This is a genomic window from Nonomuraea sp. NPDC052129 (genome assembly GCF_040680095.1).
GTDB lineage: Bacteria > Actinomycetota > Actinomycetes > Streptosporangiales > Streptosporangiaceae > Nonomuraea.
The window spans coordinates 437,199-454,408 of record NZ_JBFAVX010000002.1; the positions used below are offsets into that span (position 1 = coordinate 437,199).

Here is a 17,210-nt window from a genome sequence, read left to right on the forward strand (position 1 = left end):
CCCTAAAACTCACTCCTGCGGCCGGACGACGGCTTTGACCAGCTCGGGGTCACGGGCACCGGCCGTGAGCGCCTGCTCGACCTCGGCCAGTCCGTAATGGCCGGTCACCAGCGCGTCCAGCTGGACCCGGCCCGCGGCGGCCAGGGCGATGGCCGCCGGCCAGGTGCCGGCGTAGCGGAACGTGCCTGTCACTTCCAGCTCGCGGGTCTGTACGTGGGCCAGCGGCAGCGGGATCTCGTCCCCGCCCATGCCGACGAGGACGACCCGCCCGGCCCGTTCGACGGCGCGAATGGCCTGCCCTATCGCGCTCGGCTGACCCGAGCATTCGAGCAGCACGTCGGGCTCGAACCCGGCGTCGGACAGCGGGTTCTCGCGCACGTCGAGGGTCTCGCTCGCGCCCAGGTCGCGGGCCACCCTGAGCCGTACGGGGTTCACGTCGGTGACCAGGACGTCGGTGGCGCCGAAGGCCAGGGCCGTCTGCATGCACAGCAGCCCGACCGGGCCGGCGCCGGTGACCAGCACACGGGCGCCCGGTTCGACCCGGGCCTTGCGGCAGGCCCACACGCCCACCGACAGCGGCTCGATCAGGGCGGCGGCGTCATCGGACAGGCTGCCGGGGACGGGGTAGGCGAACTCCTCGCGCACGACGACGTACTCACAGAAGGCGCCGTCGATCGGCGGGGTGCCGAAGAACCGCATCCGCGGGCAGAGGTTGTAGCGCCCGGCCCGGCATTGCCGGCAGGTGAAGTCGGGCGTACCCGGCTCCACCGAGACCCGCTGCCCCACAAGCTCACGGCCGACGCCCGGCCCGCTGACGACCACGGTGCCGGACGCCTCGTGGCCCAGCACCAGCGGCGACTCCACGACGAAGTCGCCGATGCGGCCGTGTTCGTAGTAGTGCACGTCCGAGCCGCATGTACCGACCGACGCGACCCGTACCAGCACCTCCCGGGGACCGGGCTCGGGCCGGGGACGCTCCTCCAGCAGGATCTTGCCGATGCCATGCAGTACGGCCGCGCGCATAGCCTCTCCTACTCCCCGGTAATGGCGCCGAGGGTGAGTCCGGTGACCAGCCAGCGGCGCACGGCGAGCCCGGCGAGCATCATCGGCACGACCACGATCGTGCCGATCGCGGTGAGCTGCCCCCAGTCGATGCCCGTCTGCGTGACCAGCTGGGAGGCGGCGATGGGCAGCGTCTGGGAGTTCGGCCCGGAGAAGACCACGGCGAAGGCGTAGTCGTTCCAGGCGAAGACCAGGCACAGGATGAACGTGGTGACCAGCCCCGACTTGGTCAGCGGCAGGATGACCATCCAGAATGCCTGCCAGCGGGAGCAGCCCGCGACCAGCGCCGACTCCTCCAGCGACGAGGGCACCTCGGCGAAGAACGCGCTCATCAGCCAGATGGCGAAGGGCAGGTTGAAGGTCAGGTAGGCCAGGATCAGCCCGGGAATCGAGTCGATCAGGCCGAGCCCGCGGAAGATGAGGAACAGCGGCACCACGACCGCCGCGATGGGCGCCATACGCGTGGAGATGATCCAGAAGGCCAGGTGTTTCTTCCCGCGCATGTGGGTGCGCGCCAGGCCGTACCCGGCCAGCGCGCCCAGGCCGACCGCGAGCAGCGCGGAGATCCCGGCGGCCAGCACGCTGTGCACGATGTACGGCCCGAGGTTGTTGGCGCCGGTGAACAGGTTGCGGTAGTTGTCCAAGGTCGGCGAGAAGAAGAACTGCGGCGTGGCCGCCGTCACGGCCTCGGCGTTCTTGAACGACGACATCAGCATCCAGATCAGGGGGACCAGCGTCCAGAGCAGCGCCAGCACGATGAGCAGCGTCACCAGCCACCGCGTACGCCGGCTGCTCTCCTCCAGCGGCGACTGGGCCTCGCCGCGCGGGGCGGCGGTGACCGGTGGCCGGGTGGCCTCGCCGGGAAGGGTCTCCGGAGGCATGGGCGCCGCCGGCGGTGTCATCGAGGTGCTCATCGGGTCAACCCCCTCACGTCCAGCAGCCGGACGAAGGTACGCGCGATGAAGATCGAGAAGGCCAGCATCGCCAGGCCGATGGCGGCGGCGTAGCCCAGGTCGAAGAAGCGGAACGCGGTCTCGTACAGCCGGACCGGCACGATCTTGGTCGCGTCGGCGGGGCCGCCGTTGGTGGTGACCCAGATGATGTCGAAGAAGCGGATGGCGTCCATGGAGCGGATCAGCAGCGCGACGAGCAGCACATTGGAGATCGCCGGGAAGAGGATGTAGCGCAGCGTCATCCAGCCCCGGGCGCCGTCGACGGCGGCGGCCTCCCGCACCGACTGCGGCACGCTGGACAGCCCGGCCAGGGTGATCAGGGCGATCAGCGGGGTCCACTCCCACACGTCCATGAGCACGACGGCGGCGAAGGCGCTGACCGGGGCGCCGAGGATGTCACCGGTGTACCCGAGCCCGCGCAGCACCCACGCGTACAGCCCGAAGGTGGAGTCGGTGAGGTAGCGCCCCAGCAGGCCGACGATCGACGGCGCGGCGAACATCGGCAGCAACAGCAGACCGAGCAGGATGTTACGGCCGCGCAGCACGCGGAACAGGCACAGGGCGATGCCGATCCCCAGGACCATCTCCAGCCCCACGGTGAGCACGAAGAAGATGATCGTCCGCAGCCAGGACAGCCACATGTCCGCGTCGGTGAAGAAGCGCGCCCAGTTGTTGAGGCCCACCAGGTCGAGCTTCACCCCGCCCAGCAGCCGGACGCGGGAGAAGCTCATCGCGATCAGGGCGATGAAGGGCACGATCGACAGCGCGGCCAGCAGCAGCAGGCCGGGGGCCATCATCCAGCCTTCGAAGCCGACCCGCGGCTCCTTGCGGCCGGCGCTCTTCGGCTGGGCCGAGCCACGTACCGACGCTGAGGTCTCCGCCGCGTGCGCCATCTAGGCCACCCACCCTCGCGCCACGATCCGGTCCACCCGGGATTTGATCGAACGCATCGCGTTCGCCGGTGACTCCGCCCCGCTGAGCATCGTGGACAGCTGGGTGAAGATCGCGGTGTTGCACTCGTTCCACATGGGGATCTTGGGTCGCAGGCCGATCCGGTCGGGCGTCCAGGCCTGCCGTACCGCGGCGGCCGCGAGCATGTTGGGCATCGGCGACGGCCGCTTCTCGGCCGCGCGCACTTCCGGCATCTCGTAGACGGAGGTCCGGGTCGGGGTGCCGCCACCGGCCTTGCTCTTGAGGTTGGCGAGCTGGGTCTCGGGGGAGGTGGCCCACACGAGGAACAGCCAGGCGGCGCCGCGCTCGTTGGGCATCGTGTTCGCGCTGATCCCGATCCCCGTGCCGCCGTACATGTTGGCCGTGGCGACCGGGCCCTTGGGCAGCACCGAGTAGCCGACCTTGCCGGGCAGCACCAGCTCGTTGCTGGCCGCGAACTCATGCCAGTTCGGGCACATCGCCAGCCGGCCCGCGCGGAAGGCGGCGCCGACGCCGTCCCAGTCCCACGTCTTCGAGGCCGGGTCGGCGATGGACAGCAGCCGGTTGTAGAACTCCGCGCCCGCGATGGCGGCCTCAGAGTCGAGCCGGCACGGTCCCGGATCCCGTGAGCCCAGACGGCCCACTTCCCTGCCGTGGTCGAAGTAGGTGCCGCCGTAGGACCACAGCACGTTGCTGAAGTCGTTCATGAGGGAGTCGTGCTGCCTGGCCTGGTGCCCGGTGCCGTACTTGACGTCCGAGGTGGCGTTCTTGTTGAACCACTGGGCGATCCGGAAGTACTCCTCCCAGGTCCGGTCTCCGCTCGGCGTGGGGTCGAACCCGAGGTCGTGGGCCATGCGGTCGTGGTACTTGGCGAACAGGTCCTGCCGGTACTGCCAGATCATCGTCGGCGCGTCATAGGGCAGGGCGTAGTACGGCGCGGGCTCGACGAACCGGCCGGCGGCGTCCATCTGGACGGGAATGAAGTCGCCGATGCCGCCGGGCAGATGGGGCAGATTCGGGTTCGCCTCCAGCGTCCGCAGGTCCACCAGCCCTCGCTGGTACGGAGCGAGCACCTGGTAGGGGTCGGCGTAGATCACCTGGTATTGGGCCCGGCCCGAGGCCAGGTCCAGGGCGACCCGCTGGACCAGGGCGGTCAGCTCCAGCGTGACGATGCTGATGTTGATGCCGGTCAGGTCGGTGAACGGCTTGGTGTTGGCGGCGATGGCGGCGGTAGGAGCGGTGTTCTCCGAGATGAAGTTCAGGGTGGCGCCCTGGAACTGGCGCCACTGGTCGGTCGTGCTGGCTCGCGCCACGTCCCCGCGAGATCCACAAGCGCTCAGCCCGCCGCCGAGAGTCACCGCTGCGCCGGCGGCCATGGCTCCACGGAGAATGTCGCGCCTGCTCGGTTGAGGTGGATAGTTCACCGCCTCTTCACCCCCCGATACCGCATAAGAAAAGGGCGATGAGACTAGGTTTATCCCTTATCGACATTGTTTGAAAACTCATATGTGAGATTTTCGTAGAAATAAGGGGATATTTTGGCTTTCGTGAGTTAAGTAAAATTGTCAGGTGCGGTGCTCCGCGAGCTCCCGAACCGTGGCGCGGGCGCCTTTGGCGCGCAGCGACTCCAGCGCGCGCAGATACGGCCGGACGAACCGCTCGTCATCGACGAGATCACCGAAGAGCTCCCGATTCGCGATGAACGCCGTAGGGTCCTGGCGCTGCGTCCGCGCGATGGCCGTCAACTGGTCCTTCAGCCGGTCGACGATCGCGATGGGCGCCCCCGATTCGTCGACGCCCTCGGCATAACGCGCCCAGCTGGCTACCACGGCGGCCGCGCGGGTCACCGGACCGCCCATGGCCAGTTGCTCGCGTACGACGGGAAGCAGCCACTTCGGGATCCGATCCGACGACTCGGCGCACAGGCGCGCGAGCGTGTCCCGTACTTCAGGGTTGGAGAAACGCTCGATCAAGGTCCGCTTGTAGACGTCCAGATCGACGCCCGGCACCGGCCGCAGCGTGGGAGTGGCCTCGATGTCCATGTAGTCGAGCAGGAACGTCGCGATCGCCGGGTCCGCCGCGGCTTCGTGGACGTAGTGGTGGCCGCTGAGGAAACCGAAGTAGGCCAGCGCCTGATGCCCGGCGTTGAGCAGGCGCAGCTTCATCAGCTCGTATGGCTCGACATCCTCGACCACCTGTACCCCCACCTCCTCGAACGGCGGCCGGCCACCGGGAAAGCGCTCCTCCAGCACCCACTGCGTGAACGGCTCGCAGATGACCGGCCACTCGTCCCGGACTCCGAACCGCCGGGCCACGTCCTCGCGATCCTCGTCGGTGGTGGCCGGGGTGATGCGGTCGACCATGGAGTTGGGGAAGGCGACCGCGCGCTCCATCCAGGTGGAGAGCTCGGGATCGGCGAGCCGGGCGAAGGCCGTGAAGGTACGGCGAGCCACGTCGCCGTTTCCCTGGATGTTGTCGCACGACATGACCGTGAACGGCGTCACACCCCGCTCGCGCCGCCGCCGCAGCCCCTCGGTGACCAGGCCGAACACCGTGGCCGGGCGCGCGCCGGGTGCCAGGTCCGCGCGGATCGCCGGGGACTCCGGGTCGAACTCACCGGTGACGGGGTGGATGTTGTAGCCGCCTTCGGTGACGGTGAGGGACACGACGCGTACGGCCGGGTCGGCCAGCTTCTCGATGACCGCCTCCGGATCGTCGGGGGCGAAGAGATACTCGATGATCGACCCGATGACGCGGGCTTCGCGCGTTCCGTCGGGGTGCTTCAGCACGAGCGTGTAGAGGCCGTCCTGCGCGGTCAACGCCTCGCGCATCCGGGCGTCGCCGGGCAGGACCCCGACCCCGCAGATCGCCCAGTCGAACGCCTTGCCCTCGTTCATCAGCCGGTCGAGGTACATCGCCTGATGCGCGCGGTGGAATCCGCCGACCCCGAAGTGCACGATGCCGGGCGTGAGCCGCGACCGGTCGTAGGAGGGGGCCGCCACCTGCTCCGACAGGCTCGTCACCGTCTCCTGCGTCAGCGTCGTCACCGCCATGAGTCCCCCCTTCGGCCCTACGCTCAGCATGGCCAGCTCCACCCGCTTCAAACTCCTGACCTGCGTATATGCCCGTGAGCGCCAGTCGCGGAGGCCAGGGCGGCTAGGTTGTCCTTGTCACGCGGATCTTTGGTGGAGGAATGATGTGGGAAGAGCAGTTCGCCACGCTTTCGGCCGTCGCCGCGCGCCAGAGCGGGCTGATCACGGAGGCGCAGGCCGGCCGGCTGGAGATCGACAAGCCGGCGCTGCTCCATTTCGCCGAGTCCGCGTTGCTGGTCGAGCTGGATTGGGCGGTCTACCAGCTCGCATGGTCGTCCGCAGGGCCGCGATACGCCTATCCGATGGCCGCCTGGCTGGCGATCATGCCGGAGAGTTTCCGCTGGGAGCGGTCGCAGTCCCTGCATGAGGACGCCGTCCTGTCGCACGAGTCGGCCTGCGGCCTGCACGGGCTGGGCGCCGAGCCGAGCCCATTGGTGACGTTCACCGTGCCGGAGGAGTTCGAGGGTCCCCGGGCGACGAAGATGCATGTCGCGGCCCTGAAGCCGGATGAGGTGAGCGTGGTCGAGGGGATTCCGGTGACGACCCCCGCCCGGACGATCGTGGATCTCGCCGCCGGCTGGGCCGAGCACGGCGAGCTGCGCCGCGTCCTCATGGACGCCGTGCAGAAGGACCTCGTCGACCTGCGCCGGATCCACGCGGATCTGGCGCCGCTGGCCGGGCGGCAGGGGTTCCCGGAGGACGGCCGGGAGTTCGTGGCGTACTTCCTGCCCGACCTCGACCCGGCCGAGCTGCCCGCCCGTAACCAGCGTGGCTACGCCGCCCTGGCGCACCCGGACCGGGTGGCGGACCTGCAGCCCGCGGTGGCACGGCTGATCCCAGAGGGCGGGGATGAGGCGCTGAGCTGGGACATAGCCGCCGAAATCATCGGCCGCTCCTGACGCTCATTCATCTCCTGGCGGACCGGCCGCTCTTGGCGCTCACTCACCTCTCCGGCGGCGGCGGATCCGCGAACATCGTGGAGATCTCGTACCCGTCCCGCTGCCGGTTGACCTGGAAGAAGAACTCGACGGTGCCGCCGTCGAAGCTCTCCATGGGCCTGGCCTGCGGCTCCAGCACGCCCGGCCGCTCCCCGGCGCGCAGCGCCCTGACCCAGATCAACCGGTTCGCGACGGCGGCCTCCGGACTGCCGTCGACCGGCACGATCCGGAACCCCGTGCAGTACAGATGGCCGTCGGGGCCGAGCAGCTCGTCGATCGGCAAGGACACCCTGCCGGGCCGCTGATCGGGGTCGAACGGGGTTGCGAGAGCACCGCGCATGACCGGGTGCTCAAGGGCGCGGGCGAAGGCCACGGCGAAGGCGACCGGATCGTGGATGGCCGTCGCCGTGTCCGGGCAGCGGTGCTCCAGGTCGCCCGGCCGGAACGCGTCCGTGGCGCGTCCCCGCAGCTCCTCGTCGAGCTGCGCCGGATCTTCGAGGCGGGCGACACGGCCGTGGAGCCGGCCGTCGGCGGCGAACGCCCCGTGCCGGGCGAGATGATGGCCCTGACCTTGGTCGATGGCGACGAGCACGCGCTGGACGGCGGGGTCCAGACCGGCCGCGGCGGCCAGCCACGGCCGCGCGGCGGCGTGTCGCGCGATGTAGGCGGCGGCCTCCCGCGCGCTCACCGCCGACAGCCCCGCCCTGGTGGCGTCGAACCGGTCGAGCACCTGGCGGGGCGTCGGCTGCCCCTCGCCGAAGGGGACGTCGAGCCGGTCGGCGTACGGTCGCACCGGCGCCGCTGTCACACGGCCGACCGCCTCGCCCAGGTCACGGACCTCCGACCGGTCGAGCTGGAAGAGCCGCAGGTCGTCGAGGGCCTGGCGGGCGAAGCCCGGCGAGTCGAGCAGGGACTTGATCGCGTTCGCGACGGCGGTGGCGCGCTCGCCGGGATCCAGGCCGTACGCCCGGGAGATCCGGATGGCGTCCACGTCGATACGCGAGCGCTCAAGGTGCAGCACGGCGTACGGATGCGCCAGGGACACGCCCTCGTACTCCTGATCGACGGTGAACTGCGGCTCCAGCACACCCAGCAGGGCGAGCCGGATGCCATGCCACTTACGCCCGGCCCCCTCGGGCGTCCTGGCGTCCACGCGCACCCATCGGCGCAGCTGCTCGGCGTAGTACGCGCTTCGCCTCCAGTCCTCCTCGCTCCAGTACGTCCAGTGGTCGCCGTCGAGCGTGGCGCTGCGGCCCAGCCGGTCCGGCCACTGATCCAGCTCACCGCCGCGGATGAGCCGGTTGATCCGGTCCACCGTGACGGCGACGCGGGCCGGGTAGTAGACGGCGACGGGCTGGCCCCGGCGGTTGGCCGGGTCGGGCAGGTCGGGGCCGAACAGCAGCCGCCGCATCGCCGGAAGCGGGGCCCGGCCGGTCTCCGTCGTGACGAACCTCGTGATCGGCCGCCCGCTCGGATCGAAGCGCGGATTGCCCTGCTCGTCGAGGACCGGCTCGGAGTCGCCGTACGCCCAGTCCTGCCAGTAGAGCTGCCAGCGGTTGCCCTTGTTCCCGTCGTGCTCCCTGGCCTCGAAGTAGACGGTGGGCACGCCGAGCATGGCCGGGATCTCCAGCGCCCCGCTCTCCATCCCGATCTGCACCACGTCGCTCTGGGTCGTCAGGCGATGGAAGAACAGGCCCTGCTCGGCGTAGCTCAGCGCCTGCCCGCCGTTGCGCTCGGCCGCCCAGAACTCCACCAGCGTCCGGGTGTCGACCCCGTCCAGCACCCCTTCCTGGCGCCAGGCCTCCTCCAGCTCGGGACGGCCGGCGAAGATGTCGTCGCCGAGAAGGACGACGTGCCGACCGGGATGGCGCGCGTGGAGCGCCTCGATCGTCTGGCGCAGGACCTCGGGCCGGGTGTCCAGGTGCGGGCCATGCCGGCCGCCCACCGGCTGGCCTCGGGTGTCACGGACCCAGAGCAGGGCGTATTCGCCGACCTGGCCGTTCGCCTGCCTGTCGGCCTGGCCGTTCGCCTGGTGGAGTCGGTCGATCACCGCCTGGGCCCGTGCCGTGCGCCGTGCGGCCGTCGCCTCGTCCGGCCCGAGCATCGCGTCCACCATGCGCTGCCGCGCCTGAACCGGGCCGGCCTGGATCGCCCGCAGGGCGAAGAGCTGGGCCCGCATCCACTGCGACTCGCTGTAGTGGCTCTTCTGGCTCGTGTTGGCGAACGCGAGCCGGACCCGGTGCGGTTCTATGCCGTAGTCGTCGATCAGCCTCTGCCGCAGGGCTAAGGCGTCCCGGAGCGGCTTGGCGTGCAGCTCGATGAGGGCGTCGACCAGCGCCGCCGGGTCGTTGACGGCGCGCCCCTTGATCAGCTGGTGCAGCACGGCGGCGTTGGCCTCGTCCAGGGTGATGCCGCTCGGCAGGGTGCCGAGGTAGGCCAGGTGGGACTGATGGGCGTCCCACTGGAAGGTCTTGAAGCCGCGGTCCGGCTCGTAGGCGATCTCGACCGTCGTGTCCGGATCGGCCATCAGGGCCGCCGCGTGGCTGTACAGCTCGCCACGCTGGTGGGCGTAGAAGCGCAGGTGTTTGAAGTGCTGGTTGTCCGGGCCGGGGACGCGGGTCAGCTCGACGTACCCGCTGTCGTACATCATCCGGCTGCGGATGAAGTCGACCTTCTCGGCGGGGGAGAGGTCCGTGCGCTGCTTGAGCTGGGAGAGTTCCGCGTCGAGGTCGCCCGCGGACAGCCGATCCCACATCGCGATCATGTCCTGGTCGGCGTGCACCGCCGACGCCGGTGCGGTGCTGGGCACCTGCAGATGCCTTATGTCCGCGGTGCCGTCCGGCGCGACCGTGTCACCGGAGGCGTCCGGGGCCGTGACGTCGTCCGTCTCCACCCAGCGGCGGAGGTTGGGATCCCAGCGGCTCGGCGGCGGCGCCTCCTCCCGCAGCAGCGGATCGAGGAACGCCTGCGCGACCGGAATGGCCTCGGTGAGCCCGGCGTACGGCAGGCCGGGGGTCGTCCTGGCGTACTGGTCGAACTTCCGGAACCAGTCCGGGCTGGGAATCTCGAAGGCCGACGGCACCTTCAGGTTCTCGCCCTGCTCCAGCCGCCAGGCGAACTCCGCGTGCAGCATCGCGTGCGTGGCCGGGCCGTCCCACGACGAGTTCAGAATGATCATCAGGATGTCGACCAGGTCCTGACACCGGTACGGCAAGTCGCCCGCCTTGCAGCTGAACAGCCCCTTGCCACGGGCGATGCAGTCGTGGCAGCGCGTCTCCAGCGTCCTGATGCCGTGGGTGTAGATGCCCGACACCTTGTGCGCCAGCGTGTCGTGGTACGAGATCACCCGCAGGCGCGGGCTCTCGTCGGGGTGCCCCGTCGCGAGGATCTGCCGGGGGAAGGGGATGATCTCCGGTTCCTTCCACACCGCACGGGTACGCGGCGGGGCGAGGTCCACGCTGAGTCGCATGATCTCCATGTCGCCGCAGTAGACCGTGTGCGCCATCCTGACCGCCTTGCCGTGCAGGATGTAGGTCTTGGACTCCCGGACGAACCGCAGCTGGTCACCGTGATCGCGGGCGAGCGCGGCCTCGTACTCGTCGGCCATCGCGTCCGGATCCGGATTCCCCGACATCCTGACGAGGTCGATGTCGGTGCTCGCCCGGCCGCCCGGGTTCCTGGAGAGCATCGCCTGGCCGCCCTTGAGCATCCAGTCGTCGGGGTTGGCGGCGAAGATACGGCCGATGGCGCGCTGAAGTGCGAACTGCTGCAGCTCGTCGAGGGGCGCCGTGCCGCGCCGGTGGGCTTCGGCGCGTACCTGGTTCATCAGGTCGCGCCAGAACCTCAGGAACTGACGGGGATCGCTGTCGGCGTTCCGGTCACCCGTGGGGCTGAGGCTGGAGCGGAGCCCGTCGGTGGGATTGGGGGCGGAATCCGTGCTGGAATCCGCGCTGCGATCCGTGCTGGGGGCCGCCTGCGGTTTTGAGGTGGGATCCGCCTGCGCTTTTGCGGTGGGGTCCGTCTGTGGCGGCGTCGTGGGCAGGCTGATTCCCGCGCGGCGGAGCTGGATGACGCCCGGCATCGAGCGCCGGAAGCTCTGGATGGCCCGGCGCAGCGTGTCCGCTCCCGGCTCTCCGGGGTGGGGTGACACCGTCGCCGCGAGGCGCACCAGCAGGTGGATCTGCTGGGTGGTCACCGCAGTGGTCGCGTCCCGGCCCAGCAACGCGTTGACCGCCGTCCGCAGCAGGTCGATCCGCGGCACGGAGTCGTCGAGCAGCAGCTCGGCCAGGTGCTTCACGGCGGCGAGCTCGGCGATGGCGAAGGAGTACTCCGGCCCGGTGCCGTAGATGTCCTGCGTCATCCGGACCAGAGCGTCCGTGTACGCCAGGTGCTCGTTCGTCAGCGGGCGCCCGTCGGCGAACAGGCCGTCCATGCGTTCGAGCAGCCGGAGGTGCTCCACGAGCGGGCGCCCGTCGGACGGGAACTCCTCGACCAGCCTCAGGACGTTCCCCGGCAGACGGCCGGCGGGCTCGAACTCCGGCCGCGACCACTCCTCGGCCCGGGCTGCGGGGGCGGGCCGGGTGAGCGGCACCTTGGGCCGCTGGTCGCTCTCCGGCAGGAGCGCGAAGAGATGCTCCAGATGCCGGTCGCGGAGCCCCGCCGTTTCGGCCACCGTACGGCCGTCCCGGTCGAGCACGGGCCGGCCGGCCGACCAGAACAGCTGGGCCTGACCCAGCAGGTTGGAGTCGGCGTGCACGTCGCGCGCGGCCAGGTCGCGCCGGTCCTCGGCGGGCTGGTAGACGTATTCGTCGAGCATGCCGAGCAGATGCAGCGTCTCGTGCGCGAACACGACCGGCTCCATCCCCGCGTACCAGCTCAGATAGTGGATCGGGGGCCGGTCGCGGTAGGACCGTAGCTGGTCCAGCGGGGTGCTGATCACCTCACCCTCGCCGTGCCAGCTCCGGCGGTCGGCGAAGTCGGCGGCGCGGGTGCCGGTCCCGGGGTGCAGCAGGACGACCGTGCCGTCCGGGGCCTCGTCGGGCGCGGCCACGAACTCCATCCGTACGTGGAGGAGCGATCCGTCGGCCAGTTGGTGCTGGTGGTTGTAGTAGAGGTCGATCCCTTCGAGCAGGCGGGCGTGCGCGTCGGCGATCTCCTCGGGGGTGAGCCGGGGGTCGGCGCGATACTGGACCCGGACGGTGAACTCCGTGACGGGGTGCAACCCGCCCCGCCACGGGACGAGCAGCCTGCGGGCCTCCACCCGGGCCGCGCCCTCGGTGTGGGGGACGGTGATCGGCTCAGGGGTGGCCGATCCGCGCAGGGGCTCCCACTGGGCGGCCAGCGGAACGTTCCGTGGGTTGTGGACGTTGGCGAGGGTCTGGCCGGACCTGGGGGGTGGGTCCATATTGAGGGTCGGGGTCCGGGTCGCGTGGTCCACGGCTGTACGGGGTGCGGAGTTTCGGTTGATGAGGTCGTCGATGCTCGCGGGCCGGTGATCTCCCTCGGTGGCGAGCGCCGTTGTCGTCGTCTCGCTGGAGGGATGGCCGGGCGCGTCCGCGACTCCTTGACCGCTGGCCGAGGGTTCCTGGCCGCTCGCCGCCTGCGGGCTCGATCGGCTCGGGTCGGCGGCCTGCGGATCCGGCCGTGCCGCCAGGTCGGGCCGCGTCGCCGAGTCGGCCTGTGCCGCCGAATCGGGCCCTGTTGTCGAGTCGGCCAGAGTCGCGGGGTCGGTGGGTCGTGCCGTCTCGGCTGGCGCGGGCTCGGCGGGTCGGGTCGGCTCGGGGGCCGATGCGCTGGAGCCGGACTGTGCCCCACCCGGCATCGGATCCCCAGCCGGTCGCGGATCCCCAGGCGGGGGTGCGGGGTGCCTGGTCTGGGGCATGTCGGGAGCGCTCGGGGAGGTCACCGGCCGGGAGCCGTTCACCGGTGGCTCGGCCGTCGCCCGTCCCGGACCGCCCGGCGTACCTTGCGGGGGGACCGTGGGGGAGACCGGCCCGCCGTAGGACCCCGTCCCGTTCGGCGGAGCCTGCGGACCACCAGCGAGCCGCCCATCCGTGCCGAGCCGCGCATCCGTGTCGGACCGGGCGTCCGTGCTGGGCCGGGCACCTGTGTCAGGGCCCGTGTTGGGCCGGGGGTCCGTGTTGGCCTGCGCCAGGTCGGTGGCCCGCGCCAGATCGCTGGCTGCCGCGGTGTCGATGGCGGAGTTCAGGGCGCTCATCGGGTGCAGCACCGCCCCGGCCACGCTGGGATTGAACGGGCTGATCGTGTTCGTCCGGCCCGCGCCGCCCATGAACCCACCGACCAGGGAGTCGGCGGTCGGCGGCTGCCACTGCCCGTACACCAGCCCGTTGGCCACGAAACTGCCCGCGGGCGAGGCCACCACGTTGTTCAGGCCGGTGTTCAACGCCCGGCCGGGGAATCGCCGGAAGGCGTTGCCCCATCCGGGCAGGTCGCCCGCCGTCCGGTTCAGGTGGCTGATCCCCGGGACGGCGCTGGTGAGCCGGGACACCGGAGCGCCGAGCTTGGTGCCGGCGACGGCGCCCACCCCGGCGCCCACCGCCGCGGCCATGGTCTTGTCCCAGTCCCAGCTCAGCCGGGTGCCCATCTGGATCTGCTTGTACTGGGTGAAGGCGTCGATGAAGACCTCTTCACCGATCTCCTCGATCAGTTCGTGCGTCAGCGCGGCCGACATGAACCGGCGGCCCAGTGTGCCGCCCGCCAGCGTGGTCAGCCTGCCCGCCGCAGTGACCCCGGCCGGGCGGGCCGCCGCGATCCCCAGACGGGTGAGGATGTTCCTGATGGCCAGCCGCAGGCTCGCCGCGGCGGGACCCACCAGTGGCGCCGTCGCACCGGCCGAGAAGAACGAGACGAGCAACGCGACGGCGATCGCGATGACGGCCACCCAGAAGGCCACGTTGATCGAGATCTTCGAGTACTGGGTCTCCAGCGCGAAGGCGTCCGCCTGCTGGGCGTACTGATGGTGGGCGGCCATCTTGGCCAGCGCGCCGGTCTGCTCGTCGTACATCCGCTCCACGCGGGTGAACGTGACGGGTTTGGCGGGAGACTCCCATCCCGCGGCGATGGTCTGAACCGCCGTGCCGGTCGGCTCGAACGTGGCCACATAGGTGTCCACGGCCCGCCGGTGCGCTTCCCGCAGCCGCCACAGACCGCTTTCGCTGGCCTCGGGCCACGCCTGCCCCGACATGAGCATCGGAATCAGCCAGTAGACCACCCAGTCCGGCAGCTTCTCCGTCTCCCACACCGGACGCACATCGCTGGCCGAGATCCCCCCGAACCTGTCCGATGGCAGCCCATCCGGCGTCTGTGAATTGACGTCACCGCGACCCGCCACGCTGGACCGTCACACTTCCCTTCTGATTCGACCCCCGGAGGCGAGATCCTCCGCGATCGCGGTGTCCGTGGAACGGGAATTGGCGATGGTCTCGCGTAGCAGCGGCCCGACGTCCACGATCTCGCCGACCAGCGCGGTCCCGGATTCGACCAGCCTGCTGGGGCCGTCGTCCTTGAGGTAGGCCTGCGCGAACATCCGGCCTTCCGCGCCGTTCCCCCAGGGAGCGGCCGCGTTGAGCGCCTTCAGCTCCGCGGACACCTCCGGCCACGCCTGCTCCAGGTCGAGGGCCATGGTGTTCCATTGGGCGATGCCGCTCTCGATGGACGGGCCCAGGTACAGGGTCCGGGGGCTAGGCGCCGGCATTCTCCCTCCCCGCCATCTGGTCGGCGAGCTGCGCGAGCACGGTCTCCACGTCGCCGTCGAGGTGCGCCCGCATCTGCTCGGCGGGGATAACCGGCTCGAAGATCTCCACGACGCGCTGCCGCATCTTCTCCGCCGCGTGGTGGGTGGTGTCGGTGATGACATCGGCCAAAGTACGGGCATCGGGGCGGCGGTAAATCCGGGGGTCAAGATCCAGCCGGACCAGTTCACCGCGCGCGTCGACCGTTACCGCGACCAGGCCGTCCTGGGATTTCTCCGTCACTTGTACGGCTTTCGCCTCCGCGAAAAGGCGAAGCCCGTCGTCCTGTAACCGAATAAACGCCTGGCGTAGTTCATCGGCGTAAGCCTGCATGCCAGACGCGCCCGCTTCTCCAGTCGATTGCACGTGCCGTTATCTCCTTATTACAGAGAGGTAACACCCGCTCTAGGAGTAACGGATCATATAGGCGTTATTCACCGTTGTTCATAGTGAATTCGCAAAAAACTAGAGTTTCCCGAGGTCAACGGTGTGCTCGCGGAGCGCGGTCACCTCGTCACCGGCGATCCAGCGGCGGTACACGCCCCGCTCGACCCGCTCCAGCCCGAGCTCGATCGCCACGGGCACCGACGCGCCGGAGTACTCCAGCAGGACTTCGCCGTCCTTCTCCGCGATGACCAGGAAAGACGCGCCCTTCCACGCGCAGACCGTCGTGACGAGGTCCACCCGTTCGCACTCCGCGGCGGGCACCGCTCTGACCCAGACGCCGGAAGCGATCTCCTCGAACCCGGCCTGCGCGGCGGTGTCGCGTAGACGCAGCCACACCCCGTCGGCGCGCAGCTCCGGAGCGGCCTCGTAGTCGACCCCGCCCCAGCGGGCGCGGTAGAAGGACCGCGTCATCGCGCCGCCCAGCGGTAGAGGGACCGGGTCATTGCGCCGCCCGCAGGAGCCACTGTCCGAGGTCCCCGTCGAAGACGGCGCGGCCACGCGTGACCCCGTCGATCCCCAACTCCACGATCTCCGCCCCGTACGGCAGCGGGACTCCCGTCACCTTGTACTCCCTGATCGTCTGATCTACGCTCGGCACCAGTCCCATGCCGACGAAGGGCGGCTCCTCGATCACCCAGCCGGCGACGGCCCGCATCCCCTCCTCGTCCTCCCCGCCGTAGGGCGTCGGGTAGAGATCGACGCCGATTGCGGGCCAGCGCAGGATGTTCAGGGCACCCTGGTCGGTGAGCGCGTCCTCCCGCGACAGCGCTTCAGCGAGCACGGACGGTGTCGCGATGTGGGCGACATCGAGGGCGTGGTGGCAGTATCCGGACACCTGCGGCTCGCCGTTGTCGAGCAATGCCTGGATCTCCGCGGGCCCCAGCAACTTCTGCACGATCGGGACACCTGGTTCGACCGCGTGGTCCTGGGCCAGTGTGGGTACGGCGAGCCTGGCCACCGTACCCGGCTCCAGGAAGAACGCGAGCTCCAGCCCGGCATTGACCGCCAGCCCCCACCGGAGGTCCGGCCAGCCCGCGGCGAGTTCCACCATCGACACGACCCGGTGGTTCTCGACGCCGGTGGCCGCCCTGAGGGCCCCCGCCGAGGTGTAGACGATCAGCCACGTACGCTCGTCGTCGGCCTGAGTGGCCCAGGCCATGGGCTCGTCGCCGGCGGCGGCTGCCTCGCTGATCGGCATCGCGAAATCCGCCGCCCGCAGCAGACCAAGGCAGAGGGCAAGGTCTCCTTGCGCCTGTGCTGCCGCGAGTTGTTCTTCGAAAGCACTGGCCTGCCACACACGGCACAGCCTATAAGCGCGCGTTCGCCACCCGTCGCCGTACGCTCGCCCGGTCCGAGCGATCAGTTCGCATCCCGTTCGCCGGCGATGTCGAGACCGGCCGATCGGCGTCGACGTCCCCACCAAAGGCAAGTCGAGCGGACCAGGAGATCGCGATGAACCAGCAGATGAACCAGCAGATGGACCAGCAGACGATCCAGCAGGCGGGCGAGCAGATGGGTCAGCGGGCGGAGCAGCAGATGATCCAGCAGGCGGGTCGGCGAGAGACGACGACCATCAGGACCAGCTACTGGGCGGTCGTCGGCGCGGCACTGGCGACGCTGTTCGCCAGCGCCGTCTACTACGCGGTGTTCGGCGGCGTGTGGATGAGGTTGAGCGGTGGGATCGCGTCCACCTCTCCTCAGGCGTGGGAGGTAGCCGCTCAGTTCGGCAGGAACGTCATCGAGATGCTTGTGCTGGCCACGCTCATGAGCCGGCTCCGGATCGTGACCTGGACGGGTGCGCTGCGGCTCGGCCTCCTGGTGTGGGGTGGGTTCCAGGCGCTGGCGATCGCGGGCTCCGTCATCCACGAGCAGTATCCGGTGGGGCTTTACGTCCTGCACGTCGGCGACGCGCTGATGACGACGCTGATCGCGGTGTCCATCCTCGTCCGCTGGTCCCGCCCTCGGGCGTAGGGGTCCTCGGGCATACGGGTCCTCGGGTGCAGGGAAGGCGCCGCGCGGTCGCCGTACGGAGGTGGA

12 protein-coding genes are annotated in these 17,210 nt (G+C 70.1%); 2 read left to right on the plus strand and 10 right to left on the minus strand.

The features are described from left to right. Positions 1 to 9 precede the first annotated feature (9 nt). The 5 genes from AB0L53_RS06770 to AB0L53_RS06790 all read right to left on the minus strand — a co-directional run bounded on the left by AB0L53_RS06770 (position 10) and on the right by AB0L53_RS06790 (position 5,998). Positions 10 to 1,023, minus strand: a complete 1,014-nt coding sequence (locus AB0L53_RS06770) for an NAD(P)-dependent alcohol dehydrogenase (protein WP_363991380.1) — start codon at positions 1,021 to 1,023, stop codon at positions 10 to 12. Between the two features lie 8 nt (positions 1,024 to 1,031). Next, entirely contained in the window at positions 1,032 to 1,976 is a 945-nt protein-coding gene (locus tag AB0L53_RS06775) for a carbohydrate ABC transporter permease (protein WP_363991383.1), read from the minus strand. Continuing rightward, positions 1,973 to 2,908 (minus strand): sugar ABC transporter permease, encoded by a 936-nt coding sequence (locus AB0L53_RS06780; RefSeq protein ID WP_363991386.1) that lies wholly within the window; start codon positions 2,906 to 2,908, stop codon positions 1,973 to 1,975. The genes AB0L53_RS06775 and AB0L53_RS06780 overlap by 4 nt, the downstream gene beginning before the upstream one ends. Further along, positions 2,909 to 4,258, minus strand: a complete 1,350-nt coding sequence (locus tag AB0L53_RS06785; protein WP_363991389.1) for an extracellular solute-binding protein — start codon at positions 4,256 to 4,258, stop codon at positions 2,909 to 2,911. A 252-nt stretch (positions 4,259 to 4,510) separates the two neighbouring features. Then, complete coding sequence (locus tag AB0L53_RS06790; RefSeq protein WP_363991392.1) at positions 4,511 to 5,998, minus strand: mannitol dehydrogenase family protein; 1,488 nt, start codon at positions 5,996 to 5,998, stop codon at positions 4,511 to 4,513. A 140-nt stretch (positions 5,999 to 6,138) separates the two neighbouring features. Between AB0L53_RS06790 and AB0L53_RS06795 the strand changes: the two genes are divergently transcribed. Then, the gene (locus tag AB0L53_RS06795; protein WP_363991395.1) at positions 6,139 to 6,936 is read left to right on the plus strand and encodes a hypothetical protein; all 798 of its coding nucleotides are present in this window, start codon (positions 6,139 to 6,141) and stop codon (positions 6,934 to 6,936) included. A gap of 43 nt (positions 6,937 to 6,979) precedes the next feature. On the opposite strand, the gene AB0L53_RS06800 is transcribed toward AB0L53_RS06795, so the two are convergent. The 5 genes from AB0L53_RS06800 to AB0L53_RS06820 all read right to left on the minus strand — a co-directional run bounded on the left by AB0L53_RS06800 (position 6,980) and on the right by AB0L53_RS06820 (position 16,470). Further along, on the minus strand, positions 6,980 to 14,236 hold the full coding sequence (locus AB0L53_RS06800; RefSeq protein ID WP_363991398.1) for a nucleotidyl transferase AbiEii/AbiGii toxin family protein: 7,257 nt from the start codon (positions 14,234 to 14,236) through the stop codon (positions 6,980 to 6,982). Between the two features lie 99 nt (positions 14,237 to 14,335). Continuing rightward, positions 14,336 to 14,689 carry a hypothetical protein gene (locus tag AB0L53_RS06805; protein WP_363991401.1) on the minus strand — a complete coding sequence of 118 codons (354 nt, stop codon included), beginning with the start codon at positions 14,687 to 14,689 and terminating at the stop codon, positions 14,336 to 14,338. Beyond that, entirely contained in the window at positions 14,676 to 15,059 is a 384-nt protein-coding gene (locus tag AB0L53_RS06810; protein ID WP_363991404.1) for a YbaB/EbfC family nucleoid-associated protein, read from the minus strand. Before AB0L53_RS06810 ends, AB0L53_RS06805 begins: the two co-directional genes overlap by 14 nt. Before the next feature lie 132 nt (positions 15,060 to 15,191). Next, the gene (locus AB0L53_RS06815; RefSeq protein WP_363991407.1) at positions 15,192 to 15,584 is read right to left on the minus strand and encodes a hypothetical protein; all 393 of its coding nucleotides are present in this window, start codon (positions 15,582 to 15,584) and stop codon (positions 15,192 to 15,194) included. Positions 15,585 to 15,612: 28 nt separating this feature from the next. Beyond that, complete coding sequence (locus tag AB0L53_RS06820; RefSeq protein ID WP_363991410.1) at positions 15,613 to 16,470, minus strand: SseB family protein; 858 nt, start codon at positions 16,468 to 16,470, stop codon at positions 15,613 to 15,615. A 155-nt stretch (positions 16,471 to 16,625) separates the two neighbouring features. On the opposite strand from AB0L53_RS06820, the gene AB0L53_RS06825 reads away from it, so the two are divergent. Then, positions 16,626 to 17,144: a DUF1761 domain-containing protein gene (locus tag AB0L53_RS06825; protein ID WP_363991412.1), complete on the plus strand. Its 519-nt coding sequence runs from the start codon at positions 16,626 to 16,628 to the stop codon at positions 17,142 to 17,144. Positions 17,145 to 17,210 lie beyond the last annotated feature (66 nt).